General features: G+C 64.2%; 17 protein-coding genes and 2 pseudogenes. 10 read left to right on the top strand and 9 right to left on the bottom strand.

The window, feature by feature from the left end; genetic code table 11:
• Positions 1-56 precede the first annotated feature (56 nt).
• The 7 genes from LGN19_RS02390 (at position 57) to hpaI (ending at position 6,120) form a co-directional block, all read left to right on the top strand.
• Positions 57-746 (top strand): fumarylacetoacetate hydrolase family protein, encoded by a 690-nt coding sequence (locus LGN19_RS02390; protein ID WP_226213088.1) that lies wholly within the window; start codon positions 57-59, stop codon positions 744-746.
• The gene (locus LGN19_RS02395; RefSeq protein WP_174932431.1) at positions 743-1,507 is read left to right on the top strand and encodes a fumarylacetoacetate hydrolase family protein; all 765 of its coding nucleotides are present in this window, start codon (positions 743-745) and stop codon (positions 1,505-1,507) included. Before LGN19_RS02390 ends, LGN19_RS02395 begins: the two co-directional genes overlap by 4 nt.
• Positions 1,508-1,529: 22 nt before the next feature.
• Positions 1,530-2,993 (top strand): 5-carboxymethyl-2-hydroxymuconate semialdehyde dehydrogenase, encoded by a 1,464-nt coding sequence (gene hpaE, locus LGN19_RS02400; RefSeq protein ID WP_122946876.1) that lies wholly within the window; start codon positions 1,530-1,532, stop codon positions 2,991-2,993.
• A gap of 209 nt (positions 2,994-3,202) precedes the next feature.
• The gene (gene hpaD / locus LGN19_RS02405) at positions 3,203-4,051 is read left to right on the top strand and encodes a 3,4-dihydroxyphenylacetate 2,3-dioxygenase (RefSeq protein WP_226213090.1); all 849 of its coding nucleotides are present in this window, start codon (positions 3,203-3,205) and stop codon (positions 4,049-4,051) included.
• 33 nt (positions 4,052-4,084) lie between these two features.
• Positions 4,085-4,477, top strand: coding sequence for a 5-carboxymethyl-2-hydroxymuconate Delta-isomerase (locus LGN19_RS02410; RefSeq protein ID WP_226213092.1), 393 nt, complete (start codon positions 4,085-4,087; stop codon positions 4,475-4,477).
• Positions 4,478-4,497: 20 nt separating this feature from the next.
• On the top strand, positions 4,498-5,301 hold the full coding sequence (gene hpaH / locus LGN19_RS02415; RefSeq protein ID WP_226213094.1) for a 2-oxo-hept-4-ene-1,7-dioate hydratase: 804 nt from the start codon (positions 4,498-4,500) through the stop codon (positions 5,299-5,301).
• Between the two features lie 12 nt (positions 5,302-5,313).
• Positions 5,314-6,120: a 4-hydroxy-2-oxoheptanedioate aldolase gene (gene hpaI / locus LGN19_RS02420; protein ID WP_226213102.1), complete on the top strand. Its 807-nt coding sequence runs from the start codon at positions 5,314-5,316 to the stop codon at positions 6,118-6,120.
• Positions 6,121-6,200: 80 nt separating this feature from the next.
• On the opposite strand, the pseudogene LGN19_RS02425 reads toward hpaI, so the two are convergent.
• A pseudogene (locus LGN19_RS02425) lies at positions 6,201-6,491 on the bottom strand (helix-turn-helix domain-containing protein); the annotation flags it as partial.
• Positions 6,492-6,801: 310 nt separating this feature from the next.
• Between LGN19_RS02425 and LGN19_RS02430 the strand changes: the two are divergent.
• From LGN19_RS02430 to LGN19_RS02440, 3 genes are all read left to right on the top strand, one after another.
• Entirely contained in the window at positions 6,802-6,960 is a 159-nt protein-coding gene (locus LGN19_RS02430; protein WP_226213103.1) for a hypothetical protein, read from the top strand.
• A complete protein-coding gene (locus LGN19_RS02435) occupies positions 6,957-7,982 on the top strand; it encodes a DUF6396 domain-containing protein (protein WP_319000613.1) in 1,026 nt (341 codons plus the stop codon). The genes LGN19_RS02430 and LGN19_RS02435 overlap by 4 nt, the downstream gene beginning before the upstream one ends.
• A gap of 116 nt (positions 7,983-8,098) precedes the next feature.
• Positions 8,099-8,788, top strand: coding sequence for a DUF3304 domain-containing protein (locus tag LGN19_RS02440; RefSeq protein ID WP_226213104.1), 690 nt, complete (start codon positions 8,099-8,101; stop codon positions 8,786-8,788).
• Positions 8,789-8,961: 173 nt separating this feature from the next.
• Here LGN19_RS02440 and LGN19_RS02445 read toward each other — a convergent pair whose 3' ends face one another.
• The 8 genes and pseudogenes from LGN19_RS02445 to LGN19_RS02480 all read right to left on the bottom strand — a co-directional run bounded on the left by LGN19_RS02445 (position 8,962) and on the right by LGN19_RS02480 (position 16,554).
• Positions 8,962-9,225 carry a PAAR domain-containing protein gene (locus LGN19_RS02445; RefSeq protein WP_226213106.1) on the bottom strand — a complete coding sequence of 88 codons (264 nt, stop codon included), beginning with the start codon at positions 9,223-9,225 and terminating at the stop codon, positions 8,962-8,964.
• A 116-nt stretch (positions 9,226-9,341) separates the two neighbouring features.
• The gene (locus LGN19_RS02450; RefSeq protein WP_226213111.1) at positions 9,342-9,716 is read right to left on the bottom strand and encodes an ankyrin repeat domain-containing protein; all 375 of its coding nucleotides are present in this window, start codon (positions 9,714-9,716) and stop codon (positions 9,342-9,344) included.
• The gene (locus tag LGN19_RS39730) at positions 9,695-11,014 is read right to left on the bottom strand and encodes an RHS repeat-associated core domain-containing protein (RefSeq protein WP_319000614.1); all 1,320 of its coding nucleotides are present in this window, start codon (positions 11,012-11,014) and stop codon (positions 9,695-9,697) included. Before LGN19_RS39730 ends, LGN19_RS02450 begins: the two co-directional genes overlap by 22 nt.
• Positions 11,015-11,036: 22 nt before the next feature.
• A pseudogene (locus LGN19_RS02460) lies at positions 11,037-11,156 on the bottom strand (helix-turn-helix domain-containing protein); the annotation flags it as partial.
• 97 nt (positions 11,157-11,253) lie between these two features.
• On the bottom strand, positions 11,254-12,345 hold the full coding sequence (locus tag LGN19_RS02465; protein ID WP_174956401.1) for a porin: 1,092 nt from the start codon (positions 12,343-12,345) through the stop codon (positions 11,254-11,256).
• A gap of 167 nt (positions 12,346-12,512) precedes the next feature.
• The gene (locus LGN19_RS02470) at positions 12,513-13,580 is read right to left on the bottom strand and encodes an ABC transporter ATP-binding protein (RefSeq protein WP_226213113.1); all 1,068 of its coding nucleotides are present in this window, start codon (positions 13,578-13,580) and stop codon (positions 12,513-12,515) included.
• Entirely contained in the window at positions 13,573-15,345 is a 1,773-nt protein-coding gene (locus tag LGN19_RS02475; protein WP_174956399.1) for an ABC transporter permease, read from the bottom strand. Before LGN19_RS02475 ends, LGN19_RS02470 begins: the two co-directional genes overlap by 8 nt.
• 108 nt (positions 15,346-15,453) lie before the next feature.
• Positions 15,454-16,554, bottom strand: coding sequence for an ABC transporter substrate-binding protein (locus LGN19_RS02480; RefSeq protein ID WP_122946888.1), 1,101 nt, complete (start codon positions 16,552-16,554; stop codon positions 15,454-15,456).
• Positions 16,555-16,631 lie beyond the last annotated feature (77 nt).

The raw sequence follows: 16,631 nt of genomic DNA on the forward strand, positions 1-16,631 counted from the left end.
TACTTAAGATGTTAACTATTGACGATGCGCCGCGACGCGCGGCAGGGGAATGACGCATGGAGCTGTCTTGCACGACCGCCGCGGCGCCGCCGTTGCCGGTCGCCATCGGTACCGTCTACGGTGCGCTGCTCAACGAGCGCGCGGCGCTCGACGCACTCGGCGATGCCGTGGACGCGCCGCCTTACGGCCGCCCGCCGCAGGCGCCGATCCTGTACATCAAGCCCGCCAATACGCATGCGGCCGACGGCGCGGCCGTCGTCGTGCCGGCCGGCGTCGACGCGCTGGAGATCGGCGCGTCGGTGGCCGTGGTGTTTTCGCGCCGCGCGACCCGCGTGCCGGCTGACCGGGCGCTCGACTACGTGCACGGCTTCACGCTCGCAAGCGACGTGTCGGTGCCGCATCCCGATTACTACCGTCCGGCCGTGCGCTTCAAGTGCCGAGATGGTTTCTGCCCGCTGGGCCCGGCCATCGTGCCGGCCGCCGCGCTGGGCGATGTCGATGCGATCGGCCTGACCGTGCGGATCGACGGCGAGGTGGCCGTGTCCGCTTCGACGGCCACGCTGATTCGCCCCGTGCGCGAGCTGATCGCCGACGTGACGGCCTTCATGTCGTTCGACGCGGGCGATGTACTGCTGCTCGGCGTCGCGGGCGGCGCACCGCGCGCCCGCGCGGGCAGCACGATCGAGATCGCCGCCGCCGGCATCGGCACGTTGCGGCACACGCTGATTGCGGAGGAAGCACGATGAAGACGGCGCGCGTGATCTACAACGGCGCACTGCATGCAGCCGAACCGGCCGGCGACGGCGCGATCCGCCTCGATACGGGGCGCGTCGTTGCGGAAGAGGTGGTCGAATGGCTGCCGCCCGTCGCGCCGCGCACGACGTTCGCGCTCGGCCTCAACTATGCCGACCACGCGAAGGAACTCGCGTTCAAGGCGCCGAGCGAGCCGCTGATCTTCCTGAAGGGGCCGAACACGTTCATCGGCCACCGGTCGCGCACCGTGCGCCCGGCGGATGCCACCCACATGCATTACGAGTGCGAGCTGGCCGTCGTGATCGGCCGGCCCGCGCGCAATGTGAGCCGCGCGCAGGCGCTCGACTACGTGGCCGGCTATACGGTCGCGAACGACTATGCGATCCGCGACTATCTCGAGAACTACTACCGTCCGAACCTGCGTGTGAAGAACCGTGACACCTGCACGCCGCTCGGGCCGTGGTTCGTCAGCCGCGACGAGATCGGCGATGCGGGCGACCTGACGCTGCGCACGACGGTGAACGGCCAGGAGACGCAGCGCGGCAGCACGCGCGACATGATCTTCGACGTGCCGGCGCTGATCGAGCACATCAGCGGCTTCATGACGCTCTCGCCGGGCGACCTGATCCTGACCGGCACGCCCGAGGGGCTGGCGGATACCAAGCCGGGCGACGAGGTCGTGACCGAGATCGAAGGGATTGGCCGGCTCGTGAACACGATCGTCGGCGAAGCAGACTACTATCGCGCCGGCTGAGCCCGTCGCCCAAGGAGAGAGCATGACCATCAAGCACTGGATCGACGGCCGCGAAGTCGAAAGCCGCGAGACGTTCACGACGCTGAATCCCGCGACGGGCGATGTGATCACCGACGTCGCATCGGGCGGCGAGGCCGAAGTCGATGCGGCCGTGCGCGCCGCGAAGGAAGCCTTCCCGAAATGGGCGAACACGCCGGCCAAGGAGCGCGCGAAGCTGATGCGCAAACTCGGCGAGCTGATCGAGAAGAACGTGCCGATGCTCGCGGCGCTGGAGACGCAGGACACCGGCCTGCCGATCGCGCAGACGAGCAAGCAGCTGATTCCGCGCGCGTCGGAGAACTTCAACTTCTTCGCGGAAGTGTGCGTGCAGATGAACGGCCGCACCTATCCGGTCGACGACCAGATGCTGAACTACACGCTGTACCAGCCGGTCGGCGTGTGCGCGCTGGTGTCGCCATGGAACGTGCCGTTCATGACCGCGACGTGGAAGACGGCGCCGTGCCTCGCGCTCGGCAACACGGCCGTGCTGAAGATGTCGGAGCTGTCGCCGCTGACGGCCGACCAGCTCGGCCGCCTCGCGCTCGAAGCCGGCATTCCGCCGGGCGTGCTGAACGTCGTGCAGGGCTATGGCGCGACGGCCGGCGATGCGCTGGTGCGCCATCCGGACGTGCGCGCGGTGTCGTTCACCGGCGGCACCGTCACCGGCAAGCGGATCATGGAGCGTGCCGGTCTCAAGAAGTATTCGATGGAACTCGGCGGCAAATCGCCGGTGCTGATTTTCGACGACGCCGATTTCGATCGCGCGCTCGACGCGTCGCTGTTCACGATCTTCTCGATCAACGGCGAACGCTGCACGGCCGGTTCGCGGATCTTCGTGCAGCGCACGATCTACGACCGCTTCGTGCAGGAATTCGCGCGCCGGGCGAACAATCTGATCGTTGGCGATCCGTCCGATCCGGCCACGAATCTCGGCGCGATGATCACGCGGCAGCACTGGGAGAAGGTCACGGGCTATATCCGCATCGGCGAGCAGGAAGGCGCGCGCGTGGTTGCGGGCGGCGCGGACAAGCCGGCGGGCCTGCCCGACCATCTGCGCAACGGCAACTTCGTGCGGCCGACCGTGCTGGCCGACGTCGACAACCGGATGCGCGTCGCGCAGGAAGAGATCTTCGGGCCGGTCGCGTGCATCATTCCGTTCGAGGACGAAGATGAAGGGCTGCGGCTCGCGAACGACACCGCGTACGGTCTTGCTTCGTACATCTGGACGCAGGACGTCGGCAAGGTGCATCGCCTCGCGCGCGGCATCGAGGCCGGGATGGTGTTCGTGAACAGCCAGAACGTGCGCGACCTGCGCCAGCCGTTCGGCGGCGTGAAGGAATCGGGCACCGGTCGCGAGGGCGGCGAGTACAGTTTCGAGGTGTTCGCGGAGATCAAGAACGTGTGCATCTCGATGGGTTCGCACCACATTCCGCGCTGGGGCGTGTAACGGGCGAGGGTCGTCTGGCAGCACGAATGATTCCTTAGCCGGCACGCCGGCCACGCATGGGGCTGGAGTAAGCGCTAAAGCGCTAACTCCGGCCGACCGCGAAGCATGGGGCTGAAGTAAGCGCTAAAGCGCTAACTCCAGCCGACCGCGAAGCATGGGGCTGGAGTAAGCGCTAAAGCGCTAACTCCAGCCGACAGGAGACTTGAACGATGGGCAAACTGTCCCTCGCCGCAAAAATCACGCACGTGCCGTCGATGTACCTGTCGGAATTGCCCGGCAGGCATCACGGCTGCCGCGAAGCGGCGATCCGCGGCCATCAACTGATCGGCGAGCGCTGCCGCGCGCTCGGCGTCGACACGATCGTCGTGTCGGACGTGCACTGGCTCGTCAACGCCGGCTATCACGTGAACTGCAATGCGCGGTTCGCGGGCACGTACACGAGCAACGAGCTACCGCATTTCATCCGCGACATGGAGTACGCATATCCGGGCAACCCGGCGCTCGGCCAGTTGATCGCCGAGACGGCCAGCGAGCGCGGGATCGCAACGCGCGCGCACGAGATCGACAGCCTCGAACTCGAATACGGCACGCTCGTGCCGATGCGCTACATGAACGCCGACCAGCACTTCAAGGTCGTGTCGATCGCCGGCTGGTGCATGTGGCATCAGCTCGACGAAAGCCGGCGCTTCGGCGAGGCGCTGCTCGAAGCGATCGAGAAGAGCGATTCGAACGTCGCGTTCCTCGCGAGCGGGTCGCTGTCGCATCGCTTCAACGACAACGGCAGCCCCGAGGAATCGATCCACCAGATCAGCCGAGAATTCTTCCGGCAGGTCGACCTGCGCGTGGTCGAGCTGTGGAAGCAGGGCGATTTCAAGACCTTCTGCGCGATGCTGCCCGAGTACAACACGCATTGCCACGGCGAAGGCGGGATGCACGACACCGCGATGCTGCTCGGCTTGCTCGGCTGGGATCGCTACGATAAACCCGTCGAGATCGTCACCGACTATTTCGCGAGTTCGGGTACCGGGCAGATCAATGCGATCTTTCCGTTGTCCTGAGCGTCGCGCCACGCATTCGACAGGAGACTCGACATGCCCCATATCGTCGTCGAATACACCGCGAACATCCGCGACGACGCGCGCATTCCCGCGCTGCTGCGCACGATCAACGAAACGCTGATCGCACAGGGCGGCGTGTTCCCGACAGGCGGAATCCGCTCGCGCGCGATCGAGCTGCAGGACTATTGCGTGGCCGACGGCACGGAGGACGACGCATTCGTCCACGTGATGCTGAAGATCGGCTCGGGCCGCACCGACGCGCAGAAGAAGGCCGCGTGCGATGCGCTGTTCGACGCGGTCAAGGCGCACTTCGCGGAGCTGTACGCGAAACGCTACCTCGCGCTGTCGATGGAGCTGACCGAGTTCAGCGAAAGCGGCTCGTACAAGCACAACAACATTCACGCCCGCTACAAGCGGGCCGGCTGAACCCCATTCCCGATCCGACCATGCTCGAACCCGCCATCATCGACCAGCTCGCGAAGCGTCTGCACGACGCCGAGCGCGAACGCCAGCAGATCCGCCAGATCTCGCTCGACCATCCCGACATCACGATCGACGACGCGTATGCGATCCAGCGCGCGTGGGTGGCCCTCAAGCTCGCGGAAGGCCGCACGCTGAAGGGACACAAGATCGGCCTCACGTCGAAGGCGATGCAGAACACGTCGCAGATCGACGAGCCGGACTACGGCGCGCTGCTCGACGACATGTTCTTCGCCGACGGCGGCACGATTCCCACCGGCCGCTTCATCGTGCCGCGCGTCGAGGTCGAGCTCGCGTTCGTGCTCGGCAAGCGGCTGACCGGCCCGGACTGCACGATCTTCGACGTGTACGACGCGGTCGACTACGTCGTGCCCGCGCTCGAGATCATCGACGCGCGCAGCCAGTCGATCGACCCCGACACGAAGCGGCCGCGCAAGGTGTTCGACACGATCGCCGACAACGCGGCGAACGCGGGCGTCGTGATCGGCGGCCGGCCCGTGAAGCCGCAGGACGTCGACCTGCGCTGGGTCGCGGCGATCATGTCGCGCAACGGCGTGGTCGAGGAAACGGGCGTCGCGGCCGGCGTACTGAACCATCCGGCGAACGGCGTCGCGTGGCTCGCGAACCGGCTCGCGCGCTTCGACGTCGCGCTGGAGCCGGGGCAGATCGTGCTCGGCGGGTCGTTCACGCGGCCGTGCGCGGCGCGGCCGGGCGACACGTTCAGCGTCGACTACGGCCCGCTCGGGACGATCCAGTGCTACTTCGAATGAGGTGAGCGAACGATGCAGATGCCTTCGAATGTCTTCAAGGCCGCGCTCGCGCGCGGCGATGCGCAGATCGGGCTGTGGCTCGGGCTCGCGAATCCGTACAGCGCCGAGGTGGTTGCGGGCGCCGGTTTCGACTGGTTGCTGATCGACGGCGAGCACGCGCCGAACACGGTGCCGACGATCCTCGCGCAACTGCAGGCGATCGCGCCGTATCCGTCGCATCCGGTCGTGCGTGTGCCGTGGAACGATCCGGTGATCGTCAAGCAGGTGCTCGATCTCGGCGCGCAGACGTTGCTCGTGCCGATGGTGCAGAGCGCGGATGAAGCGCGCGCGGCGGTGGCGGCGACGCGTTATCCGCCGCATGGCATTCGTGGTGTCGGCAGCGCGCTGGCGCGTGCGTCGCGGTGGAATCGTGTCGGCGACTACCTGCATCGCGCGAACGACGAGATGGCCGTGCTCGTGCAGGTCGAGACGCAGGCGGGGCTCGATGCGATCGATGCGATTGCGCGGGTCGAAGGTGTCGACGGCGTGTTCATCGGGCCGGCGGATCTGGCCGCAGACCTTGGGCATCTCGGCAATCCGGGGCATCCGGATGTGCAGGCGGCAATCGACGGCGCGATCCGGACGATCAAGGAGGCCGGCAAGGCACCGGGGATCCTGAGCGCGGATGAGGCGGCCGCGCGGCGTTATCTGGAAGCGGGAGCGCTGTTCGTCGCGGTCGGGGTGGATACGACGCTGCTGGCGAGGAGTGCGGAGCGGTTGGCTGCGCAGTTCAAGGGGAAGGGCGGCGAGGCCGTGAAGAGGCGGGACGGGACGTATTGACGAACCGGTAGCGGCTGGCGGTTTCCGCCTGCTGATGCGGCACACCCATCCGTCGCGGTGCAAACCCGCCTCCATATCCCCCCCGGCGTCATCCCCAACGCCCGCCGGACCATGTCGATGAACGCGCTCGCATTGTCGTACCCGGGATCGAGCGCGATCGTCGTCACCGGCGCGACATCGGCAATCCTTTCCGGCGCCCGCAGCAGCCTGGCCTGCTGACGCGACTGCGCGAACGTCAGCCCCGACTCGGTGACGAAGCGGCGATACGTCGTCCGCGGGCTGATGCCGGCCCACCCCTCCAGCTGCCGGCTGTCCACGAGGTTCGTGGCCAGCGCGTTGATGATCTTCATGGGCCGTTGGTTCTTCGGCCGCGTGCGCCACAGCATCCCTGATCGTGCGAGGTCTTGCCAACCTCAATGCTTCACTGATCTGAGGACGGTTAGAATCGCGCTGGAGGACCCATCTCATGCCAATGAAAAAGAGTGCGCTCGTGACGGCCGCCATTGCAACGCTGAGTCAGCGAAGCGTGGCCATCGATAGGGCGCAAGTGCAGCTGAAGTGGTTGATATCCCTGCGGTGAATCTGAGTAACCGAGCATTTGAATTGCCTCATGGCGATGCTATTTAATACAGCGGCCATCCGAAAGATAGGCCAGATACATTCAGGCGCAGGAATCGACGGATGAGCAAGAATCAAGACATCCAACATGCAGGTCCGCAACCAATGACCGGGTTTGTGTTGCTGTTCGTCGACTGCCTGTCGGCCACGATGCCGAACGGTTCGACCTCCGTGTCAAATGGTGACGGTATTGGTGGTGCTGGCGAGTCGGGCCGCGCGTGAAATTTTTGATCGATACATTGCGCTTCGCCGTCGCCACCTTACTGCTCGTCACCACGGCGCATGCAGGCGCCCTGACTTCCGCCGGTCATCAGTGGACCACTGCTACGTCTGATCTTCCACGTGACGAAAAACTGCCGCTCTTCGATCCACATCGAAAAGACTTCACCTGCGTAGTTGAGGCGCAACGGGTGCCTCCAGTGGATCCGCAGGCGGACATGTGGTTTCAGCAAGCGTTGATCTTGGACGATCCGGCGGTACCTGCCGACAACATCGACTATGCGAAGGTGTATCAGCTCTATCTACAGGCCGCTGGAAGAAACCACTGGAAGGCGATGCTGAACCTCGCATCGCTGATTTTGAGCAATCGTTCCGGCGTACCGGAACACGATCCCGAAGCCGCGATTCAGTGGGTCGAGAAGGTCATGAGGCTCGATATTCCCGATGCATACGACCGGATGGGCATCTATCACCTCGACGGGGTGGTCAAGGGCGGCGGTGCCAGCAGGGCGTACGCATTTTTCCAGCGAGCCGCCGATCTGGGGAGTCCGGCCGCGATGGCTTTCCTTGGCTACAAGCTGGCTGCGTCTTACGACAACCCCGGCGAAGGTTTTTGGGCCAACCAGGAGGTGGGAACCCGGATGCTCGAATGTGCGCTGGCACAGGGATATGGCGATGCCGCAGAGAAACTGGGTTTGATCTACGCCCGTCCCAATACGCTCGAGGCAAAACGCCGTGCACTGAACGTCTTGCATGAAGGCGTCAAGCTGGGAAGCGCCAAATGTGCCGATAGCCTTGCGGCGGAATTTGACGGGATGGACCTCGACAATGGCACCAACCTGGTCGGCCATATCGACAAGGCACGTGCTCGACGCTACGGCAAAGTCGCCGATGGCCTGAAACTTTACGATGGGCGATTGAAGCTTCCCAACCTGGACAAGATATTGCCCTTGCCGCCAGCGCCGCTCCCCAAATGGAACGGCGATATACAAACGCTGATCAATACCGCGAAGGCGGTCACTTAGCCGACGAGGCGACCAAGAGCGACGCCGCGCACACGATGAGGTTTCGAGCGCGCGACAAGTCTCATCGGGTCAATGCCGGTCAGCAAGCAGTTCGAGGAAGCAAGTTGATTCGCTCAATGAAAAACGTTCCAGCGCGCCGCAGCGCGCGACCAGCAGCCATGCCGGTGCGGTTTCTGGCTGCGCTCGCGTTAGGCGTGCTGGTGGCCGGCTGCCATCAGGGGGCGTCGCAGGCAGGCGCGACCGCACCGGTGGTGCCTGCAGCCAGCGCGGTCGAGAATCCGGCGTCGGTCAGCGGATTGAATTACGCATCGTATGGGGTTGGAAGTTTCTCCATCACGGATTCCGAAGGTCGAAGCGGGGGAGGTCCGAACATCGCACCGGTTGGCAAGACCGGGGAACCGAGTGGTGGTGGCTCCGAATCGTGCTGCGTCTATGTGCCGGAGAAGTGGCGCGACGGCATGACGGTGCACGTGCGTTGGGAGCGTGACTCGCACCCATACGACGCCAACGACCGTAGCGGCGACCAATGGCTCGAAGCCGTGGCAAAAGTGCCGCCGTATGGACCCACGCAGTACAACTTCGTGGTGCAGTTCCTCGAGGACGACCGGATTCGCGTCCGCGTCGACGACGGCAGTTCGTTGGACAAGCCGGCCAGCAACGATCCGTATGTCGTTCAGGGTGTGCTCGACGCCACGGCGAACGCGCAGATGCAGGCGCTGCGCGAGCGCGACAAAGCGGCCGAGGCATACGACCGGCAACTGCAAGAAAAGGTGGATAAGGCGTTGAATCACGAGGCGGGCAAATGAGCCTGATCCAATAGCGGAAGTGCATGCCGGAGGCCGGTCGTCCTGGCGAAGCGAAGCAGGTGTGGAGCGAGGGGCGTGCCAAAGCCGTTGATCCGAAGATGGGCTGCATGGGCTATGACTGACTTCCGCCAAAAGAGGAACTTGGTGACGACCTATCCGAAATGCTGGTGATGTCACTCGTTCGCCAGAAATTCTTGTTGGCTAGCGATCAATGACGCGCCACATGCGGTCGTCATCCCGTCCAGCGCTACCGCGCGGCCTTCGATCGTGTACTGGCTCGAGCCTTGAACGATTGGATAAGCGCCGTTGCACTTCGGACACGAGACCATGTGGCCGACGCCAGATGCGGACCTGCCGTTCAAATTCGAAAGTCCAAAGCCTTCGAGCACCATACCGCCGTGATCCGTTGTGTCGCCTTTGCGGATGATGGCCTTCATAGTGATGGATGCCTCCGTTCAGAAATGAAATCCTACAATATCGTTCGATTGCCTGGCAGGAGCGTCGAGGTAGATGCTCGATGCCATGAAATCGGTATCGAAGTTGCGAAGCAGATCTATTTGCCCGTTTTCAGGAGGCGAATTATTTCGGCGTTTTTGCTGATATCAGCAACGTCCAGAGGCGTTTGGTCGAATTCATTCTTCATTTGCTTCTTGGCTCCGCATTTCAGAAGAAATTTAACCGATTCTACTTGCTTCATCATTGCTGCCTGATGAAGCGGTGTATTGCCCAAGTCACCTACAATGTTCACATCGGCGCCAGCATCAATCAACACCCTCATATCGTCAATGGCACCCTTGCGCGCGGCAAGATGCAAGAGAGTATCGTCCACCGCTCCTCGTTGATTTGGGTCGGTCAGTTCAAGGCCCAAAAATTCAGGGTGGGTCTTGTACTTCTCAAAAACAGATTTCAGTTGCTCTTTTGAGGACATTTTTGCGTGCATTTCCTATTGTGATCATCCTTCAGATTCCGAAGGCGATTTTTCCAACCGGCAAGCTTTTGGTCATGCCGCCCTGGTAGCCACTTTTGATCCCATGCCTCGTACAATTTAATGCACTTCTCGGCATGGTCGATTTGTCGAGAAAGTGTCGAACAGTCGTTACTGCCAGGAGGAGGTGTATCACAGATGCCTTTAGCATATTCGTACTCGGACTGGCGTGCATCTGTTGCGCTCTGTGTTCCGGAATTGGAGACCGCATTCGCCATCCAGATCATCGCTCCGGCACCGACAACGGCTCCCAGCAAGCCACCGACAATGGTGCCGATTCCTGGAAACACGGCGGTTCCGCCGGCAGCGCCCAGCTCAGCGCCTGCCGCCATGGTAAATAACCCAGTCGGATCGATGGACTCTCCCGGCCGATTATCCGCATAAGCGTAGTGGTTCGCTCCGCCTAGCAGTCCAATAGGGTCCTGATTGATATATCGTCCGACTTCTGGATCGTAGTACCGATGCCGGTTGTAGTACAACCCGGATTCAATATCGCGATACTGTCCAGGATACCGAATTGGGTTGTCGATCTCGGCGACAATCTGATGTTGAGTTTGCCCGTAACCCTCGAAATCCACCGCCCACACAACATTGCGGTCGTCATCGATCAGTTCCTGCGGCGTACCTAAGTGATCGTTCAGATAGTGATAGCGCTTGCCATCTGCCAGGCGTGCGAGCGGGCCCTGATGATCAGGATGCGCAATATAGGTCACGACGGCGTCATCGTGCGTGGTCGCGCCCGCATGCACCTCTTGCAGCATCCAGTCGCGGTCCCACACAAAGAGGGTCATGCGTGACGGCTGACCGGCAGGCGTATGAACCTTTGCGATTCGCCGCCCCATCGCGTCATAGCAATATTCCGTGCGTCCGCCATCGACATACTCGATGCCGATAAGCTGATGCCCACCATCGTAGCGATAGCGCGTTACGCGCGGCGGCGATGCCGCCGTGTTCGCTCCGGGAGTGTCTTGGCGTGACAGCAGCCTGTCGAGCAAGCTCGGCGTCGATTTGGCTGATGGTATGTCCGTCATGAGTTGGGCCGTTCGCCCTATCCGGTTGCCGTGACCGTCGTAAGCGAACTCCAGCAGCGTTTGTGTCGCTGTGTCGATCGAAATAAAGCGCGTTAGTCGGTCGCCGATTACACCTTGTTCGTTGTCCGCGAGTACGGTTTCTGTCACGTCGCCGGTCATCCTGGCCAGCAGGTTTCCAGTCGGGTCGTATCGGAACGTCTCGCTCGTCACGTCGGAAATCGCTTCCCCACCTTCGCTCCAGCGCCCGCAGCAGCCTGGCCTGCTGACGCCACCGCGCGAACGTCAGCCCCAATTCGGTGACGAAGCGGCGGCTCATCGTCCGCGCGCTGATGCCGGCCCATTCGACCCATTTGGTCGAGCCGTGCGGCGACAATCCGGGATTCACCGTCATGCCACCGCGCGTGAGGCCAAAAGACAGCCCCGTGCGACACACGCCCGCCGCATCCGGCTCAGAAGCGCTGCTGAATCCCCGCCGTCACCCCGACCTGCGTGGTGCCATACCCGTTGACATCACGCGATACGCCCACCTTCTGTCCATGTTGCCCGATCGCAAACGCACCGGCCGCGTACAGCACCGTGCGCTTCGACAGTGCGTACTGCGCGCGCATCGACACGAGCGTCGGATCGGCGTCCGTGCCGCCCTTGATGTTCTGGTGATACACGGCGCCGATCAGCGAGAACGTCGGCGTGAACTGGTACGAGCCGCCGAGCCAATACATGTCGCTCAGCTGGTTCGCGGCGCTCGTGCGATACGCACGCTTGTAGTTCCGATAGCCCGCCATCGTCTTCAGGTTGCCGAAGTCGTAGCTCAGGCCCGCATGAATCCCCTGGATGTAGTTGACCGGATCGGCCGGCGTGACGCTGTCGGACGCGCCGTTCTGCCGGTCGAACGCGACCACCGCGGCGAACGGGCCACCCTCGTAGCCGATCGCCGCGTCGTACTTCGAGCTGGTCTTCACGCTGCCGGGCACGTTGCCGAAGCCGTACATCGCGCCGAACTTGAAGCCGCTGAATTCGCCGTCGTAGCGCACCGCGTTCGACGAGCGCGTGAACATGCCGTCCTTGCGGCCGCCGGTCGCCATCGACGACGTCGCCCACGAATAGTTCTGCGCATACCCCATCGGGTCGAACGGCAGCATGTAGTCGTAGGTGACGGTGAAGTTGCGGCCGAGCGAGATCTCGCCCCACTTGCCCTTCAGGCCGACGGTTGCGCGGCGCCCGAAGATCGAGTCGGGGCCGTCGTCGGACGCACCGTTTGCGAGGTCGATCCCGCTTTCGAGACGGAACACGGCCTTCAGCCCGCCGCCGAGATCCTCGACGCCGCGCAGGCCCCAGCGCGACGTGTTCTTGTTACCGGACTTGAGCTTGTACGAATTGCCGCCTTGTGGCGCCGCGTGGTTGGCGAACTCGATGCCGGCATCCATGATCCCGTACATCGTGACCGACGACTGCGCGTGCGCGGCGCCTGCGGTGAGGCCGGCGACGGCGGCCGAGCCGGTCAGGACGGCGGCGCGAAGGGAACGTTCTGCGCGTGACTTCATTGACGGTGTCTCCTTGGTTCTTGTGAGTGGGTGAAACAGGGGGAAGCGGATGCGGCGCGCAGCACGCCGCGGCGGACGCGGGGGAGGCGTCCGCCGGACCTGCGTGTCATCGGATGGCGCGATGCGCGCGGCGTGCATGCGCGGCGGCGAGCGGGCCGCCGCGTGGGTCAGCCCGCTTTCGCGAACGCCCAGCAGTCGTTGGTCGGGAATTCGATCCAGTGCTTGCCCGCTGCGCGCGGCACGTGGCCGAACGCGCGCAGGCGCATGTCGCCGCAATGGAACAGGTATTCCCAGCGGTCGCCGAGATACATCGACGTGACGAGGTCGGCCTGCAGCCGGTTCGCGCCCGGGCCGTCGGCGACCTGCACGCGTTCGAGGCGGATCACGGCCTGCGCGTCCTGGCCCGGCGCGAGCGTGTCGCGTGCAAGCGCGCGGATTTCCCAGCCGTCGCCCGCGAGCGTCACGCATTCGCCGTCGATCGCCGCGACGCGCGCATCGATCCGGTTGTTGCTGCCCATGAACTCGGCTGTGTACAGCGAACGCGGCGCACCGTACAGCTCGGCCGGCGTGCCTTCCTGCTCGATGCGGCCATTGCGCAGCAGCAGGATGCGGTCGGACATCGCCATCGCCTCGGTCTGGTCGTGCGTCACGCACAGGGCCGACAGCCCGAGCGACACGATCAGCTCGCGCAGCCACGCCCGCGCTTCTTCGCGCAGCTTCGCGTCGAGGTTCGACAGCGGCTCGTCGAGCAGGATCACCGGCGGGTTGTAGACGAGCGCCCGCGCGATCGCGACGCGCTGCTGCTGGCCACCCGACAGTTGATGCGGAAAGCGCTCAGCGAGATGACCGAGGCCGAGCTGGTCGAGCGCGGTTTGCACGCGGCGCTTCTGTTCGGCAGGAGCTACGCGGCGCAGCTTCAGCCCGTAGCCGACGTTGTCGGCGACGGTGCGGTGCGGCCACAACGCGTATGACTGGAACACGAGGCCGAGCGAGCGCTGCTCGACGGGCAGGTCGACGCGCTGCGCGCCGTCGAAGAACACGCGGTCGTCGAGCTGGATGCGGCCGTCGGATGGCTGTTCGAGGCCGGCCACCGCGCGCAGCAGCGTGGTCTTGCCGCTGCCCGACGCGCCGAGCAGGCACACGACTTCGCCGGCCTTCAGTTCGAACGACACACCCTTGAGGATCGGATTGGTGCCGTAGCTGAGGTGCAGATCGTCGACGATGAGCTTATCCATGAAGTTTCACTCCGAAACGCAGGGCCACGCCGAGACCGGCGCCGACCATCGCAATGTTGATGACAGAGAGCGCGGCGACCTGGTCGACGGCGCCGGTCGCCCACAGCGACACGAGCAGCGCGCCGATCACTTCGGTGCCGGGTGACAGCAGGTAGACGGCCGTCGAGTATTCACGCTCGAAGATCATGAAGATCAGGAGCCACGCGGCGAGCAGGCCGAAGCGCACGAGCGGCAGCGTCACGTCGAGCGACACGCGGCTGCGCGTCGCGCCGACGCTGCGGCCGGCTTCCTCGAGTTCGGGGCCGACCTGCAGCAGCGCGCTCTGGATGAGCCGCATCCCGTACGCGAGCCACACGACCGTGTACGCGATCCAGATGCTCCACATCGAGTTCTTCAGCTCGCGCAGGCCGGGCACGAACAGGAAGATCCACAGGAACGCGAGACCGGCGAGCAGGCCGGGCACCGCGCGCGGCAGCAGCACGAGGTAGTCGAGCAGCTTGGTGGCCCAGTCGGGGCGGCGGTGGCCGGCGAACGCGACGAGCGAGTAGAAGCCGATCGCGAGTGCGCCGCCGATCACGCCGATGCCGAGCGTATTGACGATCGCGCGCACCAGGTTGTCCTGCTCGAACAGCTCGATGAAGTTCGACAGCGTGAGCACCTCGGCAAGCGCGACGCCTTCGCCCCAGTTGGTCACGAACGCGCGCAGCACGATGCCCGAGATCGGCACGATCACGGTCAGCATCAGCCACAGCGCGACGATCGCGAGCGCGACCCAGCGCCATACGCCGAGCGGCAGCACCGTCGCGCGGCCGGCCTTGCCCTTCACGGTGACGAAGCGGTTGGCGGTCTTCAGCAGGCGGCGTTGCAGCAGCACGAGCGGGAACGTGATCGCGACGATGCACACCGCGACCGCGGCCATCAGGTGATACGACGGCACGCCGAGCTTGTTGGTCAGCTTGTACAGGTAGGTCGCGAGCACGAGGTGGCCTTCCGGATCGCCGAGCACGAGCGGCAGCCCGAACACCTCGAAGCCGAGGAAGAACACGAGCACGCCGGCGAACAGCAGCGCGGGCATCGTCATCGGCAGGCTCACGTCGAGCGCGACACGGAACGGGCGGGCGCCCGTCACGCGGGCGGCTTCCTCGACGTCCGAGCCGAGGTTGCGCAGCGCGGCCGACGAGTACAGGTACACGTGCGGCACGTGCGTGAGGCCGACGATCACCGTGATCGCGAAGATCGAGTACACGTTCCAGGGCACGCTTTGCACCCCGAACAGTTCCTTGAACCACACCGAGTAGAAGCCGACCGGGCCGGCCGCGACCACGTAGCCGAACGCGAGCACCATCGGCGACACGAACACCGGCGTGAGCAGCAGCGGTTCGAGCCAGCGGCGGCCGGGCAGGTCGGTACGCACCATCAGGAACGCGAGGATGCCGCCGAGCGGGATCGAGATGAACAGCATCCCGCCGGCGATGATGAACGAGTTCTTCACGGCCGACCAGAAGTCGGGATCGCTGAAGATGAAGCGGAAGCCTTCGATGCCGAGCGTCTTGTTCGCATCGAAGAACGGCGCGGACAGCAGGCTCTGGAACAGGATGAAGCCGAGCGGCAGTGCGACCGCGACGGTCAGCACCGCGACGACGATCCAGCGCAGCATGCCGGCGAGCGGCCGCAGGCTGTTGACCGGCAGCGCGGGAATCGCGTCGCGCGGGCCGGTAGTGGGTGGAACGGCCGGTGCCGTTCCGCGGGTGCTGGTTGAAAGCATGAGTTCGCCCCTGCGGCCATCCGGATGGCCGCCTCAAGGAAGTCGGTAAGGGGAAGGGGCCGCCCGCGCCGTGTGCGGCGGGCGGCCGGCAGTCAGCGGATCAGCCGATCAGCGCTTGATCGCCTGCTGCCATTGCTTCAGGAAAGCGAGGCGCTTCGACTGGTCGAGATAGACGAGCAGGCCGGTGCCGATCTGGATCGGCTTCAGCGAATCGCCGAGTTCCTTCGTGAGGCTCGCGGCCGACGTTTCGCCGGTCACGTCCGCACGGATCGCGTACAGGTTCGCCTGGTTGGCGATCAGCGTCTGGCCGCGCTTGGACAGCAGGTAGTCGACCCACAGCTTCGCGGCGTTCGGGTTCTTCGCCTTCTTCGAGATCGTGGCGAGACGGCTCACGACCTGCGTGTAGTCCTTCGGAAACACGTAGCCGATCGACTTGTCCTTCTTCGCCTTCGCATACGCATACGAACCGATGATGTTGTAGCCGATCAGGTTCTCGCCCGACGAGATCCGCTCCATCATCGCGCCCGTGCTCGACTGCAGCTTCGGGCCGGTCGCGCCGATCGCCTTCACGAGCTCCCACGTGACCTTCTCGTTCACGTGCGCGTCCTGCGTCAGGTAGTTGAAGCCGACGCCCGATTTCTCGATGTCGTAGGTCGTGACCTTGCCCTTGAACTTGTCGGCCTGCGTGGTCAGCAGCTTGATCAGGTCGGCGCGCGTCTTCGGCACTTCGTTCTCGGGAATCAGGCGCTTGTTGTAGACGATCGCGAGCGGCTCGAACGTCGTGCCGTACGCCAGCTTCTGGTATTGCGCCCACTGCGGCACGTTCGCGCTTTCGGGCGAGTCGTACGGGGCCATCAGGCCGTCGTTGACGAGCTTCACCTGCAGATCCATCGCCGAGCTCCACAGCACGTCGGCGCTGGTGCTGCTTGCCGCGTTTTCGCTGATGTAGCGGTTGTACAGCTCGGTGCTGTTCATGTCGTTGTACTCGACCTTCACGCCGTACAGGCTTTCGAAGTCCTTGATCAGCGGGCGCACGAGGCCCGTGTCGGTCGTCGAGTAGACGATCAGCTTGCCTTCCTTCTTCGCGGCGTCGATCACGCCCTGGTAATTCCCCGGATACCCGGCCGGAACCTGCGCGGCGGCGCTGCCGGCGGCAGTGCCCAGAACGACCGCCAGCGCGGCGGCGAGGTGCTTCGGTGCAAACGGCATGTCTTCCTCCAGTTACGTCTAGGTGTTGTTCGAGTGGAGCGGATGTTAATTGCGGCGCACTTTCAGCCTGCTTTCAT

Source organism: Burkholderia sp. AU30198 (assembly GCF_020419825.1).
Classification (GTDB): Bacteria; Pseudomonadota; Gammaproteobacteria; order Burkholderiales; family Burkholderiaceae; genus Burkholderia.

Coding starts and splice junctions, on each gene's coding strand:
- LGN19_RS02390 (WP_226213088.1), top strand. CDS start 57: ATGGAGCTGTCTTGCACGACCGCCGCGGCGCCGCCGTTGCCGGTCGCC.
- hpaD (WP_226213090.1), top strand. CDS start 3,203: ATGGGCAAACTGTCCCTCGCCGCAAAAATCACGCACGTGCCGTCGATG.
- LGN19_RS02465 (WP_174956401.1), bottom strand. CDS start 12,345: ATGAAGTCACGCGCAGAACGTTCCCTTCGCGCCGCCGTCCTGACCGGC.
- LGN19_RS02430 (WP_226213103.1), top strand. CDS start 6,802: ATGAGCAAGAATCAAGACATCCAACATGCAGGTCCGCAACCAATGACC.
- LGN19_RS02470 (WP_226213113.1), bottom strand. CDS start 13,580: ATGGATAAGCTCATCGTCGACGATCTGCACCTCAGCTACGGCACCAAT.
- LGN19_RS02395 (WP_174932431.1), top strand. CDS start 743: ATGAAGACGGCGCGCGTGATCTACAACGGCGCACTGCATGCAGCCGAA.
- LGN19_RS02440 (WP_226213104.1), top strand. CDS start 8,099: ATGAAAAACGTTCCAGCGCGCCGCAGCGCGCGACCAGCAGCCATGCCG.
- hpaE (WP_122946876.1), top strand. CDS start 1,530: ATGACCATCAAGCACTGGATCGACGGCCGCGAAGTCGAAAGCCGCGAG.
- LGN19_RS02480 (WP_122946888.1), bottom strand. CDS start 16,554: ATGCCGTTTGCACCGAAGCACCTCGCCGCCGCGCTGGCGGTCGTTCTG.
- hpaH (WP_226213094.1), top strand. CDS start 4,498: ATGCTCGAACCCGCCATCATCGACCAGCTCGCGAAGCGTCTGCACGAC.
- hpaI (WP_226213102.1), top strand. CDS start 5,314: ATGCAGATGCCTTCGAATGTCTTCAAGGCCGCGCTCGCGCGCGGCGAT.
- LGN19_RS02410 (WP_226213092.1), top strand. CDS start 4,085: ATGCCCCATATCGTCGTCGAATACACCGCGAACATCCGCGACGACGCG.
- LGN19_RS02445 (WP_226213106.1), bottom strand. CDS start 9,225: ATGAAGGCCATCATCCGCAAAGGCGACACAACGGATCACGGCGGTATG.
- LGN19_RS02450 (WP_226213111.1), bottom strand. CDS start 9,716: ATGTCCTCAAAAGAGCAACTGAAATCTGTTTTTGAGAAGTACAAGACC.
- LGN19_RS02475 (WP_174956399.1), bottom strand. CDS start 15,345: ATGCTTTCAACCAGCACCCGCGGAACGGCACCGGCCGTTCCACCCACT.